The sequence below is a fragment of the Variovorax sp. LjRoot175 genome (genome assembly GCF_964253805.1).
Taxonomy (GTDB): domain Bacteria; phylum Pseudomonadota; class Gammaproteobacteria; order Burkholderiales; family Burkholderiaceae_C; genus Variovorax.
This window is the reverse complement of record NZ_CAXURY020000001.1, coordinates 5,812,220-5,828,694: the sequence shown is the minus strand read 5'-3', so window position 1 is coordinate 5,828,694 and position 16,475 is coordinate 5,812,220. Positions and strand designations below refer to the sequence as shown.

The window sequence follows — 16,475 nt, the reverse complement described above, 5'->3', positions numbered from 1 at the left end:
GCGGAGCCATCGATCCCCACAAACAACAACGACGTGCATGAACACCGAACAGCAACTGCAGCACAGCTATTTCGAGATGCGCGAGCGGCCCGCAAAGGGGTCCGCTGCCAGGCAGCATGCCGAAGTGCCGCTGCCGAGCCTGGCCGCCGCCCAGCGCAAGGCGCGCGGCGCGGTGATGGGCTTTGCCGTCCCCTTCCTCGCCGTGATGGGCTACTACGCCCTTGGCATCTGCACCTTCGCGCTGATGGCTGCTTCCAGCGTGCCCGGCGGCGGCGAGGTGTCGCAGCTCGCCTGGTGTGCCACCGAGAGCACCAGCCCCATCGCCCTGGCCGCCGCGCTGGCAGCCGGGCGCTGGTGGGTCTGACAACTGCCGGTTTGCGCCCGGCTCCAAACAGTCGCGCGACGACATCCTGACCCTTGCCGGCGTCAGCGAAGCGCGTCTGACGCCGGCTTTCGCCTGATCTCATAGCACCCAGGCCGGCGCCTTGGGCGGCGCTCGCGTGGCCGAGCGCCTGGTTTCATTTCCCGGCCGTTCTTGCCGCCCCTCCAGGGCGCGCGCCACACCCTCCGCAATGTGAAAAATCCCACGAATGTTCGTGGGATCAGCCCTGGCTGCTATCCAAACCTTAGCATTTTCGACGCCAAGACACGGTTCTGTAACCGATTGTGTGAACTCCTTCCTTAGAAATTGAATACCTCGGTACTAAAGTCAAAAGTATTCAATTACCGCTTCGGCGGGGGATGGAGGAGGCGATATGAACCGCGTTTTCAGGATCATTTGGAATGCTGCCAAGGGTCTTTGGGCCGTGGCATCGGAGCTGGCAACAGGCGTCGGCAAGTCGGCGGCGACCGGCACCCCGGTTCCCGATTTGCAACTCCAAGCGCCCGAGTTTGCACTGGCCAAGGGGCTGCAGGCTTGCGTGGCGGCGGCGCTTCTCGCTTTCGCAGGTGTTGCGTCGGCGGCGGACTGCGGGAACGACAAGGACGTCGGCAACGCCACGAAGTGCTCGCCACATCCACCGGCACCTGCGCCTGCGCCTGCGCCTGCGCCTGCACCGGCACCGGCACCGGCACCTGCACCTGCACCTGCACCGGCACCTGCACCTGCACCTGCACCTGCACCTGCGCCTGCGCCTGCGCCTGCACCGGCACCTGCACCGGCACCGGCACCGGCACCTGCACCGGCACCGGCACCGGCACCTGCACCGGCACCGGCACCGGCGCCTGCGCCTGCGCCTGCGCCTGCACCTGCACCGGCACCGGCACCGGCACCGGCACCCTCAGCAGAAGCCCCAGCGGCGGCCACCGAGGGCGAGCCGGCGGCCGCAGAGCCCGACAAGGAGGCCATCGCGCCTGCCCCTGTCGCACCCGCCTATCGGAACGAAATGCCGCTCTTCTCCGCCCTCCCGGCGCAACTTCGCCAAGCGGATCTCGCGATGCTGGGCAACCTGAACCGCCGGGTCGGCGATTCGGGGCCCAACCGCGATGTCTGGGTGCATGCCGTCTACACCGACCTCGACATCCGCCAGCAAGGCAGCGCCGCCGCTCACAGCCGGGGCCAGGTGAGCGGCCTGCAGGCAGGCGCCGACCTCCTGACCGGCAACAACTGGCGCGCCGGCCTCTACGTCGGCTCGCTGGACGGGGGCGTCGACGTGAACGGCAACGCGCGCGGCACCTTCGGCAGAGTCGGCAACACCGATCTCCAGTCGCGCTACCTCGGCGGCTATGCCACCTGGCGCGATGCGAGCGGCTGGTATGTCGATGCCGTTCTGCAAGCCGGCAGGCACCGCTACAGCGTGCGGCCCGACGGCGGTCTCACGGTGTCGGGCAAGGCGCGCAGCTTCTCGGCATCGATAGAAACCGGCAAGTCCTTCGCCCTGACCGAGAGCTGGAGCATCGAGCCGCAGGCACAGCTCATCCGCCAAAGAACACGTTTCGACGACGTGTCGATCGCCGGCGCGCAAGTCCATCAGGACACCAAAGCAGGCTGGATCGGCCGGCTGGGCGTGCGCATCAAGGGCGACATCCCCACCGGCGCGGGCCGGCTGCAGCCCTATGCGCGCTTCAGCGTCTACCGTGCCAGTTCAGGCACCGACGTGGCGACCTTCGTCGGCACCACCGGCAGCACCGTCATCTCCGGTGCGAGCGGCTACACCGCGACCGAAGTGGCGGCCGGCCTTTCGCTGGCGCTGACACCCGCCACCACCGTGTACGGCGAGGTCGGGCGCATCTCCAGCGCCGGTGGCGACGCCCGGGTGAAGTCGTCGGTTCAGGGCACCATCGGCCTGCGCGTGAGCTTTTAGAGCGAGGCTGTCGTCCAGCGCACGCGGAAGAGCTGCGCTGGCAGCCGGGCGCTGGTGGGTCTGACACGAAGCCAGGATGGCCGCCCGTTCTGACCACGGCGGCTTCCTACAGGTCGCGGAGGCGGGCGAGGGCTACCTTGCGATCAATGCAAAGGAGTCACGCCATGCCCATCGCCATCCCACCCCCGGACATCGACCCCACAGTGATGCCGCCCGTGAGCACGCAGCCGACGGAGGCAGAAACGATGGAGAACGGCATTGCAGCAGCGGATGAGGCCGCGAGCGCCGGGACGCCGCAGAGCCGCGAAAGCGTGGCGGCGGGGTTGTCGAAGCTTTGGGTCGATCCGAATCCGAGAGCGCGCTAGCTCCCGGAGTGAAGCACTTCACCGATGCGCCGAGGAGCGACGCGCTTCAGTGATGGTGCCCGTGCTCGCCATGCACATGGCGATGGGCAATCTCTTCCTCGGTCGCGGCGCGCACGCCGGTCACCGTCACGCTGAACTTGAGCGCCTTGCCCGCGAGCGGATGGTTGCCGTCGAGGATCACCTGCGGGCCCTTGATCTTCATCACGGTGAAGACCTGCGGCTCGCCCTTGTCGTTGCGGCCTTCGAGCTGGCCGCCCACTTTGACGCCTGGCGGGAAGTCAGCCTTCGAGATGGTGCGCACCAGCGATTCGTCGCGCACACCGAACGCATCATCGGGTTGCAGATTCAGCGTGGTCTGAAAACCGGCCTCCTTGCCCTCCAGCGCAGCCTCGACCTTGGGGAAGGTGTTGTCGTACCCGCCATGCAGATAGACCATGGGATCGCGGCTCTCTTCGATGAGCTTGTTGGTGGTGGTGTTGGCTACCTTGTAGCGGAGGGTGACGACGGAGTCTTTCTGGATTTTCATGAGAAGTTTGTGCTGCGAGCCGAGTGCAAGGTGGGCAGATTTTCGTTCACCTTGATTGGGTGATGCTCGTTGGTGCCGGCAGTCGTGGTCACGGCGTCTGATCGCAGTTGCTGACTTGAGCCGTACATATTTGCTGCGCGCATGTGAGCCGTGCGTTCTGGATGCCTGTCGAGGGGCATCGCAGCCTGCCCTTGAGCCATTCTCCGCTCGGGCTGCTGACGGTAGCCGCGCGCGAAATCGTTGGCGATAGCGCATAGACGCGATTCCCAGCCCTCCTGCGGACGAGAAAAATTCATTCCATCGCGCCTCGCTCCAAAGCGCGATGCCAACACCCCGCAGCGAAAGGGAAGCCGTCATGAATGCAACGCATGCTCTTCGTGCGCGTCCTGTCAGGACCTTGGCGGCCGTCGGCCTCGCGCTGGCCCTTTCGGCCGCGGCGGTGCTGGCCTTGCCGCGCGCGGAGCCGCCGCGGCACGCTCCCGTGGCCAAGACGCATCTCGACGGACTTCGCGTCGGCGCGGCAAACGGCGATGCCGACGCCAGCCGGCGGCTGACTTCGGCGCTGCTGGACCAGTACCGCGACCGGCGGAACCCCGAAGCATTGATGGAAGCCATGCAATGGCTGGACCGCGACTGGGACACCTCCGAGTACTTCGCCTCGCGCCTGACCACATCGCGTGTTCGACGATGGGCTGTGCGAGCACCCCGTCGTGCGCTGGCATCCGTTCTGCCATGTGGGGGAATGAATGAGCGCCCGACCGAGTGCTCCAATTCCGCGCCAAAAAAGTAAAACTAAAGTTAATTAATCGTTGCTTTTAATTGAAACCATATGTATCTTCCCGGTCGGCGCGGAGGGCCACATTCGGTCGCGCCCAAACCACAACGACACGAGGAACTACATGAGGCTTTTGATTTCGTTCGCCTGCGCGGCAACGATGGCGGCTGGGTTGGTCGGCTGCGGGGGAGGTGGCGGCGGAGGGGGCGGGGGCGGTTTCAGTGCGCCGGCGGCCTTGACGGCGACGGTATCGATCAACGGCAGCGCTGCGACAGCCGACGCCAACGGCCAGTTCGCCGTGAAGCCCGGCGACACCGTGGAGATCACACCGAGCCAGAGCGCCGACTGGACGACGAGCACCTCCAGCGAAGCGGCGGTCAGCTTGCGCAATCCGAGCGTGTCGGGCAGCAAGTGGGCCGCGCAGATTCTCAATGGCACGGCCAGCGCCGTCAGCTACACGGTCTCGGCCAAGGCGAGCGCCAACCAGTCCCTGACCAAGGCCACCGTGCTGAACGTCTCGGCCGGTGATGCGCGCAACGGCACCTACCGCGTCTATGCGGCGAACGCGCTCCAGTATCAGTTGACGCTGGACTTCAATGCCAACGTCTACACCTTCGTCAACCAGGACGGCAGCGCGCCCGTGACGGATACCTTCAACACGGACAGCTCCGAAGCCGGCACCTACTTCTTCAAGACCAGCCGGGTCACTTCGGTCGCCAACACGTCGCGCTTCCGCATGACGACGGATGCAGTGGTCGGCAACTTTCCGTTCGTCGATCCTTTCGGCACAGGCAGTACCTACGCGGTCAAGCCCTTCATCGGCGCGCGCAACCTGGTCACCAGCCAGGCGCAACTCGATGGCGTGTACAACCGCCTCGGCATCCAGCGGACAGCAGCCGCGGAAACTTCGCAGATCACGCAGACGGAGGTCTCGTCCGGCGGCACGGTCATGAAGCTTTGCTTCGACTCGACCATCTACAGCATCCCGAACTGCCCGCCGGCCTCGGTGGCGACCTACACGGTCAGCGCGACGGAGATTGCGGGCGTCTGGCACATCGTCAACAACGCCAATCCTGCCGAGAACGGCCGCTTCGCGATGGCCCGCATCGGCGACCAGAAGGTCTATCTGTCGGCGGGCGCGGCGCCCTCGACGCCCGGCATGCTCGTGTGGCGGCTTGGCGTGCAAGACACGCCGGTCTGGGCGGCGGCGACAGGCCACGGCGGATCGACCAAGGGAAGCTGGGCCAGCATCGACATGACGGCGACGGGCAACACCCGAAGCGTGATCAACGCCGACGGAACGACGGCCGCGCATGCCAACACCTATGGCGGCATGGGCGCCTTCGGTCCTGCCGGCATGCGCCAGTTCCCGGATGGCACGGGTTCCACCTACTTCGCGACCTACAACACGAAGCTCTTCACGATCGTGGGAGCATCCAACGTGACCACTGGCGGATACCTGCAGCTGAACCTGCTCGACTGATCGGTTCTCCACTGGCGAAAGCCCCAGGTCCTTGCGGCCTGGGGCTTTTTTCCTTGATGCCGGCGAGAAGCTCAGAACTCCTGCGACACCGGCCGCAGCACCACCTCGTTGATGTCCACGTTGGCCGGCTGCTCGACCGCATAGACCACCGCGCGCGCCACCGAATCCGCCGGAATCTGGTTCGCGTCATAGAAGGCCTTCACCCCAGCCGCGCTCTCCGGGTCGCTGCTGCCGTGCTTGAGTTCCGACTCGACGGCACCGGGCGACACGATGGTCACGCGCACACCGCTGTTGCCGACTTCGACGCGCAAGCCTTCGGAGATCGCGCGCACCGCATGTTTGGTCGCGCTGTACACCGTGCCGATGGGCGTGAACACTTTCAGCCCCGCGATCGAGGCGACGTTGACGATGTGGCCGCTGCCCTGCGCCTTCATGCGCGGCAGCACGGCGGCGATGCCGTAGAGCACGCCCTTGATGTTGACGTCGATGGTGCGGTCCCATTCGTCGACCTTGAGCTTGTCCAGCGGCGACAGCGGCATCACGCCGGCGTTGTTGACCAGCACGTCGATGCGGCCGAAGGTTTCGACGGTCTTGGCGGCCAGCTTGTCGAGGTCGGCGTGCTTGGCGACGTCGGTCGCGACCGCGATGGCCTCGCCGCCGGCTTCTCGGATCTCGGCGACGACCTGCTCGAGCCGGTCGGTGCGGCGTGCCGCGAGCACGACCTTGGCGCCGCGTGCGGCCAGGTGGCGCGCCGTCGATTCGCCGAGCCCGCTGCTCGCGCCGGTGACGATGGCGACCTTGCCTTGGATATTGTCTTGAACGGATGTCATGGTGCTTTCCTTGGGTGGGTGGGTTGAACAGACGCCCTCAGTGTGGAAAATCCGGGCGTTCCCGTAAATGAAACTCTGGCGAGTTCAGAATTCGCGAATCCGGAACACTTCATGTCCAACCGTCTCGAAGCCCTGCGCGTGTTCTGCACCGCCGCCGATGCCGCGAACTTCCGCGATGCGGCGATCCGGCTGTCGGTCTCGCCGCAGGTGGTGACGCGCGCGGTGCGCGAGCTCGAAGAGGAGCTGGGCGAGCCGCTGTTCCATCGCAGCACGCGCGGCGTGCAGCTCACCGACTTCGGCCGCCAGCTGGCCGAGCGCGCACGTGCAGCGGTCGGCGGCGTCGACCAGCTCTTTCATCGCATCGATCGCCGTGCGTTGTCGCAGCACGCGGGCACGGTGCGCGTGGCGGCGCCCAGCGTGCTCGGCCGCCGGCTGATCCCGCAGGCGCTGGCGCCGATGCTGGCAGCGCATCCGGGCCTCACGCTGGACCTGCGTCTCTCGGAGCAGCTGGCCGACGTGGTGGGCCAGCAGATCGATGTCGGCGTGCGCGCCGGCCCCTTGCGCGACAGCCGCTTCGTCGCCAAGCCGGTCGGCAGGATGGCGCTGCGGGTGGTCGCGGCGCCTTCGCTCATCGCGCGCACGGGCGTGCCGCAAAGCATCGACGAACTCGCGCGCCTGCCGCTCACGGCGCTGATCGACCGCAGCTCCGGCCGCCCGTGGCCCTGGCCCTTCAGCAGGGGGCGGCAAATGACGGTGTCGGCGCCCGCCTTCGTCACCGACGACACCGACGCCGAATGCGCCGCCGTGCTGGCCGGCCTGGGCTTCGGCCAACTCGTCGCGCCGCTGGCCGAGCCGGGGCTGCAGTCGGGCGCGCTGGTGCCGGTGCTCGACGCGGAGGCGCCGGAGCCCTGGCCGGTCTACGTCTACCGCGTGCAGCGTTCGCCGGTGCCGGCGCGGGTGCGGCTGGTGTACGACGAGCTGGTGCGGGTGCTGGGCGGCGTGTCGAAGCACTAGCAGCGACGGCGCGGGGCGTGAGCCGCCGCCTACTCCAAGTCGCAAGCTTGGCGCATGGCGCATTGGCGCGCGGAGAAAGACGTTGCGCCCACGACGACAGTCGCCCACCATGAAAGCCAAGCAGCTCTTCGACCTGTGCCGCAAGGCCGTCATGGCCTGGGTCGACGACTACGCGCCGAGCATGGGCGCGGCCATCTCCTACTACACGATCTTCTCGCTGGCGCCCTTGCTGGTGATCGTCATCGCGATCGCCGGCGCGCTCTTCGGGCGCGAGGCGGCGCAGGGCCAGATCGTGGCGCAGGTCTCGGGGCTGGTGGGGCGCGAGGGCGCGGTCGCGGTGGAGTCGCTGCTGCGCAGCGTCGACGAGCCCGGCAAGGGGCTGGTCGCCGGCCTGATCAGCATGGTCGTGCTGCTGATCGGCGCCACCACCGTCTTCGCCGAACTGCAGAGCGCGCTGGACCGCATCTGGCACGTGCCCGAAAGAGAAAAACCCTCGGGCGTGTGGGCCGTGCTGCGCGCGCGGCTGCTGTCCTTCGGCCTGATCCTGGGACTGGCCTTCCTGCTGATGGTGTCGCTGCTGGTGAGCGCGGCGCTGGCCGCCTTCGGCAGCTGGTTCGGCGGCCTGGTGCCGGGCTGGGAGCTGATGCTGCAGTCGCTCAACGTCCTGATCTCGCTGGGCATCGTCACCGTGCTGTTCGCGATGATCTTCAAGCTCATGCCCACGGCACGCATCGCGTGGCGCGATGTCTGGATCGGCGCCGGCGTCACGGCCGTGCTGTTCGAGCTCGGCAAGCTCGCGATCGGGCTCTATCTCGGCAAGAGCGGCGTCAACGAATCCTTCGCCGCGGCGGGCTCGCTGGTGGTGCTGGTGGCCTGGTTCTACTACGCGGCGCAGATCTTCCTGCTGGGCGCCGAGTTCACCAAGGTCTATGCCAACGAGCATGGTTCCGTCTCGGGCGTCAAGGCGGTGGCGGCCACCGAGGCGAGTGCGGCCGAGGACGCGGCCGGCACCGATCGCGTGGACGGCAGCGCGGCGGTGGCATCGGTCGAAACGCCGCCGCCTCCCCCCGACTATTCGGGGCTGGGCCGCACGGCCGCGGCGCAGGCGGAGATCGACCGGCGCGTGGCGCGCGCCAGCGCCGTGCTGATCCGCCAGCTGCTGCTGCTCGGCGCCGTGACGCTCGGCAACGTGCTGGCTTCGCGCTGGTACCGGCGCCAGCGCCGCGCCAATGTGCGGCCGCACACTAAACCGCGCCCACGCTCCCGGTGATCGGCAGCACGATGCCCGTGATGTAGCTCGCGCAGCACGGTGCCGCGAGGAACACGTAGGCCGGCGACATCTCTTCGGGCTGCGCGGGCCGCTTCATGTCGGTGTGCTTGCCGAAGTTCTGCACCTCCTCGGCCGGGCGGTCCGACGGGTTCAGCGGCGTCCACACCGGCCCCGGCGCGATCGCGTTGACGCGGATGCCGCGGTCCAGCAGGTTGCTCGCCAGCGACTTGGTGAAGGCATGGATCGCGCCCTTGGTGGTGGCGTAGTCCAGCAGCTGCGGGCTGCCTTCGAGTCCGGTGACGGAGCCGGAGTTGATGATCGATCCGCCCTTGCGCAGATGCGGGACCGCGGCGCGCGCCATCTGGAAGTAGCCGTAGATGTTGGTCTTGAAGGTGAGGTCGAGGCGTTCGTCGGTGATGTCCTCGATGCTCGCCGCATGCAGCTGGAAGGCCGCGTTGTTGACCAGGATGTCGAGCTTGCCGAAGGCCTGCACGGTCTCTTCCACCGCGCGCTTGCAGAAGGCCGGGTCGCGCACGTCGCCGGGGATCAGCACGCAGTGCTTGCCCTCGGCCTCGACGCAGCGCTTGGTCTCCTCGGCATCGACCTGCTCTTCATCGAGGTAGACGATCGCGACCTCCGCGCCCTCGCGCGCATACAGCAGCGCCACCGCGCGACCGATGCCCGAGTCGCCGCCGGTCACCAGCGCCACCATGCCGTCGAGCTTGCCGCTGCCGAGGTAGCCCGAGGCCTTGAAGCGCGGCTGCAGGTCCATTTCCGCTTCGAGCCCGGGTTTCCTGAGATGCTGCGCCGGCATCGGGTTCTCGGGCTCGGGGCGGTGGCCGGCCTGCACCGGCTTCTTGCTCTTGGGCTTGTCGGGCGCGGCGCGGTCCTTGGCGTCCTGTTCGCGCTGCACCTTGCGCTGTTGCACGGCGACATCGCCGGAATCGGAAGAAGAAGTCATGGCTGTGTGCTCCTGCGGATGAGGGGTTGCTGCAAACCACCGTAGACAGCAGCCGTCCCGCACTTTGTCGTCCAAGACCGCGTCCACCGCGCAGACTCGACGAAGTCCCACAGCGCGGCGCGGCACCGGCCGATGAAGGCTGCTGGGCTGGCTCGCCACGGCCGCGATGGCGCCCGCCTCGCTCGCGCTGCTGGTCGTTTCGGTCGACTGAGCGGAAGCGGGCCTTTCTTCTTCAGTGCTTGAAGCGCCGGTGGTAGAGCGCGATGCGCTCCAGCGCGTAGTCCGCAGCGGCCTCGCGGATCTCGTTGCGGCGGCCGATGAAGCGCTGCGTCTCGGTGAAGATCTGCGTGCGCTTGCCTTCGCGGAAGGCCCACGCGAAGCACTGGGTTCCGGGCCTGATCGCCGAGTCGGCATCGTCGGCCACGCCGGTGTTGGCGATGGCCAGGTTCGCGTCGCTGTGCTTGAGCGCGCCGCGGGCCATCTCCAGCGCCACCGGTTCGCTCGTGAGGTTGTAGCGGTCGATGGTCCCGGCACTCACGCCCAGGTAGCGCTGCTTGGCCTTGGGGTGGTACACCACGAAGGCCGACTCCAGCACCTGGCCCGCACCCGGCACCTCGGCCAGGCGCGAGGCGATCAGGCCCGCGGTGCAGGACTCGGCCGTCACCAGCACCAGGCCGTGATCTCCGAGGTACTCCGCGGCGGCCTTGGCCGCTGCAGTGCCGTCACCGTTCGGCATGGCCGGCGCGCTCCGGCTCGCGTGCGCTTCCGGGTTGGGCCAGCTTGCGGTGCTGCTCGGCCAGCGTGTCGGACGGCGTCACATGGGCGAGCGCGGCCTGCATCTTGTTCTTCCAACCCGCGATCACGTCGGCCTCGCCTTTCATCATGGCCTCGAAGCCCACCTTGGCCACTTCGGCCGGGTCGGCCTTGTCCTCCTGCTGGGCCAGCTTGGTGTCGAGCATGTGGGCGCGCGCGAAGAAGTGCGTGTCGGTCACGCCCGGCATCAGGCAGCTCACCGTGACGCCGGTGTCCTTGAGCTCGTTGCGCAGCGCGAAGGAGAAGGAGTCGATGAAGGCCTTGGTGGCGTTGTAGACGGCCTGGAAGCTGCCGGGCTGGAAGCCGGCGATCGAGCCGGTGATCAGGATGCGGCCCTGGCCGCGCTCCTTCATGTGGCGCGCCACGCGGTACAGCAGGTAGATGGTGCCGGTGATGTTGGTATGGATCACGTGCTGGACCGCGGCGAAGTCCTGGTCGAGGAAGGCGCCGCCGAGGCCGTGCCCCGCATTGGCGAAAAGCGCATCGATGTTGCGCTCCCCGGCGGCGAGCAACAGCTTGTCGACGCCCTCGCGCATCGCGAAGTCCGCCTGCACGCTGGTCACCTCGGCGCCCAGCATGCGCAACTCGCCCGCGGCCTGTTCGAGCGGCTCGTCGGCGCCGATCACGAGGTCGAAGCCGTTTTGCGCCGCCTGCTTGGCCAGGTGGAGGCCGATGCCGGAGGACGCGCCCGTCACGAGCGCGAGAGGACGGAGGTCTGAGGATTCCATGGCGTATTCCTCGAGATGAAGTGAGCGATGTCCCGGAAGCTACGCAGCGCCTGGGCATGCGGATGTCGGACGGCATCGGGTTCGGGATGCCCGGAAACCCGACGCTTCGACCTACGCATGCGCGGGCGGTGCCCTCACGCGCGTGCCCGAGCCTGGGCCGCATCCTCCGTCAGGGCCTCGCGCTTGACTTCTCGAGCGTTTCCCGAGGCCCGCGAGGAGCAATCGGATGATCAAGATCGGCATCGTGGACGACCACGCCATCGTGCGTACGGGACTGCGCGACTTTTTTTCCCAGCACGTGGACCTGCGCGTGGTCGGCGAAGCCGCCAGCGGGCGCGAGGCGATCGAGCTGGTGCGCACCACGGAGATCGACGTGCTCGTCATGGATCTCTCGATGCCCGGACAGAGCGGCATCGATGCCATCGCGATGATCCGCGCCAAGGCGCCGGGGGTCGGCATCCTCGTCCTGAGCGGCTACCCCGAGGAGCACTACGCGATGAACCTGATCCGCCAGGGCGCGAGCGGCTATCTCAACAAGGAATGCGAGCCGATGGAGATCGTGAACGCGATTCGCCTCGTCTCGCTGGGCCGCCGCTACATCACGCCCGGCGTGGCCGAGCTGCTGGCGCGCCAGCTCGATCGCAAGAACGACGCCGCATCGCACGAGCAGCTGTCGGAACGCGAGTTCCAGGTCTTCCTCAAGCTGGCCAAGGGCGAGACCGCGGGCAACATCGCGAATCACCTGTCGCTGTCGGTGAAGACCGTGAGCACCTACCGCACGCGCATGATGGAGAAGATGAATCTCTCCTCCAACAGCGACCTGACGTACTACGCGCTGAAGAACCGGTTGATCGACTGAGCTCCCGGCGATCAGTGCGCCGGCAGCCGCGGATGCTCGAAGAAGAAGCGCAGCATCTCGGCGCTGGCGTCGGGGCCCCGGCCATCCGTATAGGAACCCTTGGCGCTGCCCCCCGACCACGCGTGAGCGCCGCCATGGACCACCCAGTGTTCGGCCACCACGCGCCCGTCGGCCGAGCGGTGCGAATGCCGGGTTGCGCCGCGGCTGCCGTTGCTCTGCACATGTTCGACGTCGACGGAGGTCGTTTTCCCCACACTGGCGGCCATGACCTGAGCGCCGTTGTTCGCATGGACGGTGGCGTCTGCATCGCCGTGGAAGACGATGGTCGGCACGCCGCTGGCCACATCGCCCTGGATCGCGCCGCCGGCCTTCATCGCCATCAAAGCAGCCGGCAGGTCGGATGCGACACCCGCTGCCAAGCCGGAGTGGACCCCGACCGCGGCGAACAGGTCGGGATACGCTTCACCCAGGATCGCGGCCATCGCGCCGCCCGCCGACAGTCCGGCGACGTAGACGCGCTGGGGGTCGATCGCGTGACGCGCCATCACATCGCGTGTCATGCCCGCCAAGAGCGCGGGCTCGCCGCGGCCGCGTTGCTGATGGCTGTGCTTGAACCAGTTCCAGCAACCCTGTGGATTCGCCTGGCGCGACTGCGCCGGATACAGCACGAAGAAGCCCTGCGCCAGCGCAGCCTCGTTCATCGCCGTGCCGGCGGCGAAATCGTCGGGATCCTGGGTGCAGCCATGAAGCATCACGACCAATGGCAGCGCGCGTTCGCCGGCCTGCGGCGGGACGAAGAGCTTGTAGTCGCGGCGGCCGGCTGCGTCGGCAAAGCTGCCGGCGATAAAACTGCCCGAAGCGGGTACATCGACGTACGCGGCCGGCGCCTCCAGATCGACGCCCGCCGGCCGGCGCTCAGGCACTCGCCGGGCCTCGACGTCGATCACGTCCGGCATTTCGCCCGTCGTCGGCTGCGCGAGTCCCATGCGGCCCAGCGCGGCCTGGATCGCAGCGGTTGCCGCGTGAAGGTCGCCCGCCCGGGTCAGCCGGCTCGCTTGCGCCATCAGATGCTTGAAGTCAGGGTTCATCTTGGTCTTTCAGAGGGGTTGGGGTTCAGCCGATGCGTCCGGCGAGCGCAGCCTTCACGGCCGGACTCGCGTGCAGTGCCCCCAGCACGGTGATGGACTCGATGGTGGCCAGCGCCAGCGCAGGGGTGACGTCGAGAGCGATCGCAGCCAGTCCCAGCACGCGGATTTGCAAGGTCTCACCGGCCGCTTGAACGGATTGCAGGTCGGCAGCGGAGTAGTGCTGGATGCCAAGCACCAGGGCTTTGCGCGAGACGACCTGGCGCACCACGTCGATCTGCGTGGCCAGCTGGTTTCGGATCGCGGTGCGGATCAGGTCGGTGCGGTTGGCATAGAAGCCTTCCTGCACCAGCAGGTCGATTTGCCCGAGATCGACGCAGCCCACGTTGATCGTGATCTTTTCGTCGACGGGCTTTGCAGCGGAGGCCAGGGTGGCGCTTTTTCGTGGCATGGCGCCATCCTAGCACCATCCAAGTGGATGGTCTTTCTCTTCCCTTTCAGGGTCACTGTATATTCATACAGATCACGGCATGCGCACCGAACCCGCTTCTTCCACTGCCACAGCGCCGACCCTTGCGGTCTCGGTGAAGTCGCTGTGCGCCTTCGCCGCGAAGGCGGGCGACCTCGACCTGCGCTTCGTGCCCGCGCCGAGCGCGCAGGAAGGCATTGCCGGGCATCGCCTGGTGCAGGGCCGGCGCGATGCCGACTACGAGTGCGAGGTGGCGCTGTCTTCGCGCTTCGGCCGGCTGCAGGTGCGCGGGCGCGCCGACGGCTACGACGCCGGGCGCTGCAGGCTGGAAGAGATCAAGACCTTTCGCGGCGAGTTCGCGGCCATCCGCTCGAACCATCGCGCGCTGCATTGGGCGCAGGCCAGGGTCTACGGCTGGATGCTGTGCGAAGAGCGTTCGCTGCCCGACATCGAGGTCACGCTGGTGTACCTCGAACTCGCGACCGGCGAGGAGTTTGCGTTGGCCGAGAGCTGGACGCGCGAGGCGCTTTGCGAGGACTTCGAGGCGCTGTGCGGGCGCTACCTCGCATGGGCCGAACAGGAGGCCGGCCATCGCGCGGAACTCGACGAAGCGCTCGCCGGGCTGGCCTTTCCGCACGCCGGGTTCCGGCACGGTCAGCGCGAGCTGGCGCAAGCCGTCTACCGCTCGGCCGCCTCGCGGCGCTGCCTGCTGGCGCAGGCGCCCACCGGCATCGGCAAGACGGTGGCCACCCTGTTCCCGCTGCTCAAGGCGCGCCCTTCGGAGCACATCGACAAGATCTTCTTCCTCACGGCCAAGACCTCGGGCCGGGCGCTCGCGCTCGACAGCCTGCGCCTGCTCGCTGGCGAGAACGCGCCGCTGCGCGTGCTCGAACTCGCGGCGCGCGAGAAGGTCTGCGAGTACCCGGGCCGCGCCTGCCACGGCGAGGCCTGCCCGCTCGCGCGCGGCTTCTACGACCGCCTGCCCGCGGCTCGCGCCGAAGCCGCGCAAGCGGGCTGGCTGGACCGCGAGGCCACGCGCCGCATCGCGCTGTCGCACCAGGTCTGTCCCTACTTCCTGGCCCAGGAGATGACTCGCTGGAGCGACGTGATCGTGGGCGACTACAACTACTACTTCGACAGCAGCGCCTTCCTCTACGCGTTGACGAAAGAGGAAGAGTGGCGCGTGGCGCTCCTGGTCGACGAGGCGCACAACCTGCTGGGCCGCGCGCGCGGCATGTACAGCGCAGAGCTGGAAACCGGGGCCTTGGCGCAGGCGCGGCGCCATGCACCGGCCGGCCTCAAGCCGGTGCTGGACAAGCTGCAGCGCGAGTGGACGCTGCAGCAGCGCGACCAGGCCGTCGCCTACCAGGCGCACGAGGCCATTGCCGAGCGCTTCGAGCGCGCCTTGCAGGAGGCGGTCTCGGCCATGGCCGAGCACTTCGCCGCCCGTCCCGACGAAGCGGAAGGTCCGCTGCAGCGCTTCTTCTTCGATGCGCTGCACTTCCTGCGCCTGGCCGATTCCTTCGGCACGCATTCGGTCTTCGAATCCACTCTCGGCGAAGGCGGCGCCGCGGCGCTGGCCATCCGCAACCTGGTGCCGGCGCCCTTCCTCGAACGGCGCTTCGCCGATTGCGCGTCGGCTGCCTGCTTCTCGGGCACGCTCGCGCCTTTTTCCTTCTACCGCGACACGCTGGGCCTGCCGGAGGACACGGCCACGCTGGATGTCGAATCGCCCTTTCGCAGCGAACAATTGACGGTGCGCGTGGCCATGCACGTCTCGACGCGCTTTCGCGACCGCGGCCGCTCGCTCGCGGCGCTCATCGACATCATCGGAGGCCAGTTCACCGAGCGCCCGGGCAACTACCTGGCCTTCTTCAGCAGCTTCGACTACCTGGACAGCGCCTTGCAGGCCTTCGCGGCGCGGCACCCCGGCGTGCCCGTGTGGGCACAGTCGCGCGGCATGCGGGAGCCCGAGCGCGAGGCCTTCCTCGCGCGCTTCGCGCCCGGCGGCCAGGGCATCGGCTTCGCGGTGCTCGGCGGCGCTTTCGGCGAGGGCATCGATCTGCCGGGCGATCGGCTGGTCGGTGCCTTCGTCGCCAGCCTGGGCATGCCGCAGCACAACGAGGCCAACGAGATCATGCGCGAGCGCATGCAGGCGCTGTTCGGCGACGGTTACGAGTACACCTATGTCTATCCGGGGCTGCAGAAGGTGGTGCAGGCCGCCGGACGCGTGATTCGAAGCGAAGAGGACGCGGGCGTGCTGTACCTGCTCGACGACCGCTTCGCGCAGCAGGAGATCCGCGCGCTGCTGCCGGGCTGGTGGCATGTGCAGCCCTTATTCGGGCGCGTCGAGCCCGGTGAGCCATCGCCTACGCAGAGGCGGTAAGCCGGCCTGCGCTACCAGTGATTCGTGAAGCGCAGCCTTGCCGTATTCCAGGTCTTACGAAAGGAATCGTCATGCCAAGAGGTGACAAATCCTCCTACTCGGACAAGCAGAAACGCAAGGCCGAGCACATCGAGGAAGGCTACGAGAAACGCGGCGTCGCGAAGGGTGAAGCCGAGCGGCGCGCATGGGCCACGGTGAACGCCGAGACCGGCGGCGGCAAGAAGAGCGGCTCGGGCCGCGGCAAGGCCGAGAGCCATGCGCCCTCGCGCAAGGGCGGCCACATCGGCGGTTCGGCCTCCGCCAGCCGGAGCGCCGCGGAGCGCTCGGCCTCGGCGAAGAAGGCCGCCGCCACGCGCAAGCGCAACGCCGCACGCGCCTGAGCGCGACGCTCAGGGCTCCGGCTTCGGCAGGCCGCCCTTGCCGAGTTCGGCCAGCTGCAGCTCGATGGCGAACAGGCGCTCGTTGAGGATCGCGGTCTGAAGCCGCAGGGCCTCGATGATGGCGCGCGTCTGGGGGTCGGGCGCGTTGTTCGACAGCTCCTGCAGCTCGTGCAGTTTTCTGCGCAGCTCGTTGCTCATGGAGGGCCTTCATCGGATCGGTGATGCGCC

General features: G+C 67.8%; 19 protein-coding genes. 10 read left to right on the top strand and 9 right to left on the bottom strand.

Annotation, left to right across the window (positions count from 1 at the left end; all coding sequences use genetic code 11):
- The first annotated feature begins 37 nt into the window (after positions 1-37).
- The 3 genes from ACSQ89_RS28880 to ACSQ89_RS28870 all read left to right on the top strand — a co-directional run bounded on the left by ACSQ89_RS28880 (position 38) and on the right by ACSQ89_RS28870 (position 2,668).
- Positions 38-364, top strand: a complete 327-nt coding sequence (locus ACSQ89_RS28880) for a hypothetical protein (protein WP_436294242.1) — start codon at positions 38-40, stop codon at positions 362-364.
- Positions 365-755: 391 nt separating this feature from the next.
- On the top strand, positions 756-2,303 hold the full coding sequence (locus tag ACSQ89_RS28875; RefSeq protein WP_436296599.1) for an autotransporter domain-containing protein: 1,548 nt from the start codon (positions 756-758) through the stop codon (positions 2,301-2,303).
- 164 nt (positions 2,304-2,467) lie between these two features.
- A complete protein-coding gene (locus tag ACSQ89_RS28870) occupies positions 2,468-2,668 on the top strand; it encodes a hypothetical protein (protein WP_436294244.1) in 201 nt (66 codons plus the stop codon).
- Between the two features lie 46 nt (positions 2,669-2,714).
- Here the strand turns inward: ACSQ89_RS28870 and ACSQ89_RS28865 are convergent, their stop codons facing one another.
- Complete coding sequence (locus ACSQ89_RS28865; RefSeq protein ID WP_436296598.1) at positions 2,715-3,194, bottom strand: FKBP-type peptidyl-prolyl cis-trans isomerase; 480 nt, start codon at positions 3,192-3,194, stop codon at positions 2,715-2,717.
- Complete coding sequence (locus ACSQ89_RS28860) at positions 3,191-3,490, bottom strand: hypothetical protein (RefSeq protein ID WP_436294245.1); 300 nt, start codon at positions 3,488-3,490, stop codon at positions 3,191-3,193. The genes ACSQ89_RS28865 and ACSQ89_RS28860 overlap by 4 nt, the downstream gene beginning before the upstream one ends.
- A gap of 101 nt (positions 3,491-3,591) precedes the next feature.
- Here ACSQ89_RS28860 and ACSQ89_RS28855 point away from each other — a divergent pair, with 101 nt between their 5' ends.
- Both ACSQ89_RS28855 and ACSQ89_RS28850 read left to right on the top strand, forming a co-directional pair.
- Complete coding sequence (locus ACSQ89_RS28855) at positions 3,592-3,984, top strand: hypothetical protein (protein ID WP_436294246.1); 393 nt, start codon at positions 3,592-3,594, stop codon at positions 3,982-3,984.
- A gap of 109 nt (positions 3,985-4,093) precedes the next feature.
- Positions 4,094-5,452, top strand: a complete 1,359-nt coding sequence (locus tag ACSQ89_RS28850) for a hypothetical protein (protein WP_170855637.1) — start codon at positions 4,094-4,096, stop codon at positions 5,450-5,452.
- A gap of 71 nt (positions 5,453-5,523) precedes the next feature.
- On the opposite strand, the gene ACSQ89_RS28845 is transcribed toward ACSQ89_RS28850, so the two are convergent.
- Positions 5,524-6,282 (bottom strand): SDR family oxidoreductase, encoded by a 759-nt coding sequence (locus tag ACSQ89_RS28845; RefSeq protein WP_093108512.1) that lies wholly within the window; start codon positions 6,280-6,282, stop codon positions 5,524-5,526.
- A 111-nt stretch (positions 6,283-6,393) separates the two neighbouring features.
- On the opposite strand from ACSQ89_RS28845, the gene ACSQ89_RS28840 reads away from it, so the two are divergent.
- Together ACSQ89_RS28840 and ACSQ89_RS28835 are read left to right on the top strand one after the other, a co-directional pair.
- Positions 6,394-7,296 (top strand): LysR family transcriptional regulator, encoded by a 903-nt coding sequence (locus ACSQ89_RS28840; protein ID WP_436294247.1) that lies wholly within the window; start codon positions 6,394-6,396, stop codon positions 7,294-7,296.
- A gap of 109 nt (positions 7,297-7,405) precedes the next feature.
- Positions 7,406-8,566 (top strand): YihY/virulence factor BrkB family protein, encoded by a 1,161-nt coding sequence (locus ACSQ89_RS28835; protein WP_436296597.1) that lies wholly within the window; start codon positions 7,406-7,408, stop codon positions 8,564-8,566.
- Here the strand turns inward: ACSQ89_RS28835 and ACSQ89_RS28830 are convergent.
- The 3 genes from ACSQ89_RS28830 to ACSQ89_RS28820 form a co-directional block, all read right to left on the bottom strand.
- Complete coding sequence (locus ACSQ89_RS28830) at positions 8,541-9,527, bottom strand: SDR family oxidoreductase (RefSeq protein ID WP_436294249.1); 987 nt, start codon at positions 9,525-9,527, stop codon at positions 8,541-8,543. The two genes, ACSQ89_RS28835 and ACSQ89_RS28830, sit on opposite strands and share 26 nt — an antisense overlap.
- Before the next feature lie 232 nt (positions 9,528-9,759).
- Positions 9,760-10,263 carry a CinA family protein gene (locus ACSQ89_RS28825; protein WP_093108516.1) on the bottom strand — a complete coding sequence of 168 codons (504 nt, stop codon included), beginning with the start codon at positions 10,261-10,263 and terminating at the stop codon, positions 9,760-9,762.
- A complete protein-coding gene (locus tag ACSQ89_RS28820) occupies positions 10,250-11,068 on the bottom strand; it encodes an SDR family NAD(P)-dependent oxidoreductase (RefSeq protein ID WP_093108517.1) in 819 nt (272 codons plus the stop codon). The genes ACSQ89_RS28825 and ACSQ89_RS28820 overlap by 14 nt, the downstream gene beginning before the upstream one ends.
- 226 nt (positions 11,069-11,294) lie before the next feature.
- Here ACSQ89_RS28820 and ACSQ89_RS28815 point away from each other — a divergent pair, with 226 nt between their 5' ends.
- Entirely contained in the window at positions 11,295-11,927 is a 633-nt protein-coding gene (locus ACSQ89_RS28815; protein ID WP_093108518.1) for a response regulator, read from the top strand.
- Between the two features lie 11 nt (positions 11,928-11,938).
- On the opposite strand, the gene ACSQ89_RS28810 is transcribed toward ACSQ89_RS28815, so the two are convergent.
- On the bottom strand, positions 11,939-13,015 hold the full coding sequence (locus tag ACSQ89_RS28810) for an extracellular catalytic domain type 1 short-chain-length polyhydroxyalkanoate depolymerase (RefSeq protein WP_436294250.1): 1,077 nt from the start codon (positions 13,013-13,015) through the stop codon (positions 11,939-11,941).
- Positions 13,016-13,040: 25 nt separating this feature from the next.
- The gene (locus ACSQ89_RS28805; RefSeq protein WP_436294251.1) at positions 13,041-13,463 is read right to left on the bottom strand and encodes a CopG family transcriptional regulator; all 423 of its coding nucleotides are present in this window, start codon (positions 13,461-13,463) and stop codon (positions 13,041-13,043) included.
- Positions 13,464-13,542: 79 nt separating this feature from the next.
- Between ACSQ89_RS28805 and ACSQ89_RS28800 the strand changes: the two genes are divergently transcribed.
- Both ACSQ89_RS28800 and ACSQ89_RS28795 read left to right on the top strand, forming a co-directional pair.
- Positions 13,543-15,867, top strand: a complete 2,325-nt coding sequence (locus tag ACSQ89_RS28800; RefSeq protein ID WP_436294252.1) for an ATP-dependent DNA helicase — start codon at positions 13,543-13,545, stop codon at positions 15,865-15,867.
- 71 nt (positions 15,868-15,938) lie between these two features.
- Positions 15,939-16,247 carry a plasmid stabilization protein gene (locus tag ACSQ89_RS28795; protein ID WP_093108522.1) on the top strand — a complete coding sequence of 103 codons (309 nt, stop codon included), beginning with the start codon at positions 15,939-15,941 and terminating at the stop codon, positions 16,245-16,247.
- Positions 16,248-16,256: 9 nt separating this feature from the next.
- Here the strand turns inward: ACSQ89_RS28795 and ACSQ89_RS28790 are convergent, their stop codons facing one another.
- The gene (locus ACSQ89_RS28790) at positions 16,257-16,445 is read right to left on the bottom strand and encodes a hypothetical protein (protein ID WP_093108523.1); all 189 of its coding nucleotides are present in this window, start codon (positions 16,443-16,445) and stop codon (positions 16,257-16,259) included.
- Positions 16,446-16,475 lie beyond the last annotated feature (30 nt).

What these genes read in the sequence shown, in the direction of transcription:
- ACSQ89_RS28845 (WP_093108512.1), bottom strand. Translation starts at nt 6,282, where the DNA reads ATGACATCCGTTCAAGACAATATCCAAGGCAAGGTCGCCATCGTCACC.
- ACSQ89_RS28870 (WP_436294244.1), top strand. Translation starts at nt 2,468, where the DNA reads ATGCCCATCGCCATCCCACCCCCGGACATCGACCCCACAGTGATGCCG.
- ACSQ89_RS28800 (WP_436294252.1), top strand. Translation starts at nt 13,543, where the DNA reads ATGCGCACCGAACCCGCTTCTTCCACTGCCACAGCGCCGACCCTTGCG.
- ACSQ89_RS28820 (WP_093108517.1), bottom strand. Translation starts at nt 11,068, where the DNA reads ATGGAATCCTCAGACCTCCGTCCTCTCGCGCTCGTGACGGGCGCGTCC.
- ACSQ89_RS28805 (WP_436294251.1), bottom strand. Translation starts at nt 13,463, where the DNA reads ATGCCACGAAAAAGCGCCACCCTGGCCTCCGCTGCAAAGCCCGTCGAC.
- ACSQ89_RS28790 (WP_093108523.1), bottom strand. Translation starts at nt 16,445, where the DNA reads ATGAGCAACGAGCTGCGCAGAAAACTGCACGAGCTGCAGGAGCTGTCG.
- ACSQ89_RS28795 (WP_093108522.1), top strand. Translation starts at nt 15,939, where the DNA reads ATGCCAAGAGGTGACAAATCCTCCTACTCGGACAAGCAGAAACGCAAG.
- ACSQ89_RS28875 (WP_436296599.1), top strand. Translation starts at nt 756, where the DNA reads ATGAACCGCGTTTTCAGGATCATTTGGAATGCTGCCAAGGGTCTTTGG.
- ACSQ89_RS28880 (WP_436294242.1), top strand. Translation starts at nt 38, where the DNA reads ATGAACACCGAACAGCAACTGCAGCACAGCTATTTCGAGATGCGCGAG.
- ACSQ89_RS28825 (WP_093108516.1), bottom strand. Translation starts at nt 10,263, where the DNA reads ATGCCGAACGGTGACGGCACTGCAGCGGCCAAGGCCGCCGCGGAGTAC.
- ACSQ89_RS28865 (WP_436296598.1), bottom strand. Translation starts at nt 3,194, where the DNA reads ATGAAAATCCAGAAAGACTCCGTCGTCACCCTCCGCTACAAGGTAGCC.
- ACSQ89_RS28835 (WP_436296597.1), top strand. Translation starts at nt 7,406, where the DNA reads ATGAAAGCCAAGCAGCTCTTCGACCTGTGCCGCAAGGCCGTCATGGCC.
- ACSQ89_RS28850 (WP_170855637.1), top strand. Translation starts at nt 4,094, where the DNA reads ATGAGGCTTTTGATTTCGTTCGCCTGCGCGGCAACGATGGCGGCTGGG.
- ACSQ89_RS28810 (WP_436294250.1), bottom strand. Translation starts at nt 13,015, where the DNA reads ATGAACCCTGACTTCAAGCATCTGATGGCGCAAGCGAGCCGGCTGACC.
- ACSQ89_RS28830 (WP_436294249.1), bottom strand. Translation starts at nt 9,527, where the DNA reads ATGACTTCTTCTTCCGATTCCGGCGATGTCGCCGTGCAACAGCGCAAG.
- ACSQ89_RS28860 (WP_436294245.1), bottom strand. Translation starts at nt 3,490, where the DNA reads ATGAATTTTTCTCGTCCGCAGGAGGGCTGGGAATCGCGTCTATGCGCT.
- ACSQ89_RS28840 (WP_436294247.1), top strand. Translation starts at nt 6,394, where the DNA reads ATGTCCAACCGTCTCGAAGCCCTGCGCGTGTTCTGCACCGCCGCCGAT.
- ACSQ89_RS28815 (WP_093108518.1), top strand. Translation starts at nt 11,295, where the DNA reads ATGATCAAGATCGGCATCGTGGACGACCACGCCATCGTGCGTACGGGA.